Origin of the sequence: Streptomyces sp. NRRL B-24572, assembly GCF_002156145.1 — a bacterium.
Classification (GTDB): Bacteria; Actinomycetota; Actinomycetes; order Streptomycetales; family Streptomycetaceae; genus Streptomyces; species Streptomyces vietnamensis.
In genome coordinates this window covers 1-1,261 of sequence record NZ_MWIG01001139.1, presented here as the reverse complement: position 1 = coordinate 1,261, position 1,261 = coordinate 1, and the positions used below count along the sequence as shown (strand labels likewise).

Genomic DNA, 1,261 nt, shown 5'->3' with positions numbered 1-1,261 from the left:
CACGACGTCGAGGCGGTCAGCGACGATCTGGCCGACCTCGCAGGCGGCCTCCAGGTCACCATGGGCACTGTGACCCAGGGCCAACCAGGCCCCTTCGAACATGGCCCTGCGCTGACTGGGGTCGCCGCGCGGCACGTCATACGCCCCGGATCGGAGCATCTCCGCTCCCTGGGCGAGGAAGCGTCGCCCCCTCGTGCCACCGTCCGTTTTCAGCTGCGCACGGCCCATCTGAATGAGGCCGTAACCGGCTTGGCAGTCCAGGTGGTTGTCGGTGAGGAAGTACATCCAGCGAGGCTCCTCCTGGCCGCCGTCCCGGCTGGCNNCGGCCTCGCCGAGGGCGATGGCGTCCGCGGGGTGGCCCCGGCTTGCCGCCTGGAAAGAGAGGTCGCCGAGGATGTGGGCGCACAGAGGCAGGTCGTTGACCTGGTGTGCTGCCCGCAGTGCGGTGGCGAAGTAGCGCTGCGCGAGGCCGTGATCGGCGGCGTCGAAGGCCATCCAACCAGCCAGCTGGCCGATCTCCGCGAGCGCGCGGATGAGGCGGCTCGCAACGGCGGGAGCGTGACCGCCTTCTCGGATCAGCAGCCCGACCGCACGGAACTGGGCACCCACGTAGGGGAGGTGGCGTGCTCCACCATGCTCGTCGTCGAGCGCGGAGAGCATGGGCAGGTGCTGCTCGACCTGGTCCACTAGCGGATCGGCACCCAGAGACGGCGTGATCCGAGGCGCGTACTGGCCACGCCCCGCGGTGCCGTCGAGGTACTGGGCAACAATCGCGAGGAGCCCCGCGCCCGAGATCGCGAGGAACCGGCGTCGGTCGACGAGCCCTCCCATCACCCAGTCCTCCACGATCGCCTCCATGCCCTGCACGGTCCAAGGCCGTGCGAGATCCGTGTCGGCCGGAACGAGAGCCGAGGAGTCGCCCACTCGGCCCTGCCAGAGTTCGGCCACCGAGACAGGTCTACCCAGTTCCTGGGAGAGCACGTAGGCGGCCATCATCGGTAACGGCGAGCGCGGCAGGGAGCCGGCATCCCGCCAGTGGTACGGCGCCGACTCGGCCACCGTTCCCGCTCCGAACACCCTGTTGAGCTTGCGAGCGAGCGCCTTCGGGCTCCACCCGAGTTCGTCGAGGCACCCCGCCAGTACGGCGTTGGGTTCCCCTGCCTGCGGTGCCACGTGCGACCACCTCTTGCCCCAGTGGTTCGTCCATCACTTCTCGCGCTCCCTCATGGTGACGCCCTCGGGCGGCTGATTCACCTCCTTC

At 69.5% G+C, this 1,261-nt stretch carries 1 protein-coding gene; it reads right to left on the bottom strand.

Features of this window, described 5'->3' with window-relative positions; all coding sequences use genetic code 11:
- A partial coding sequence (locus CCN56_RS40870) for a carph-isopro domain-containing protein (RefSeq protein WP_256962447.1) occupies nucleotides 1-1,173 on the bottom strand: 1,173 nt, incomplete at its 3' end.
- Nucleotides 1,174-1,261 lie beyond the last annotated feature (88 nt).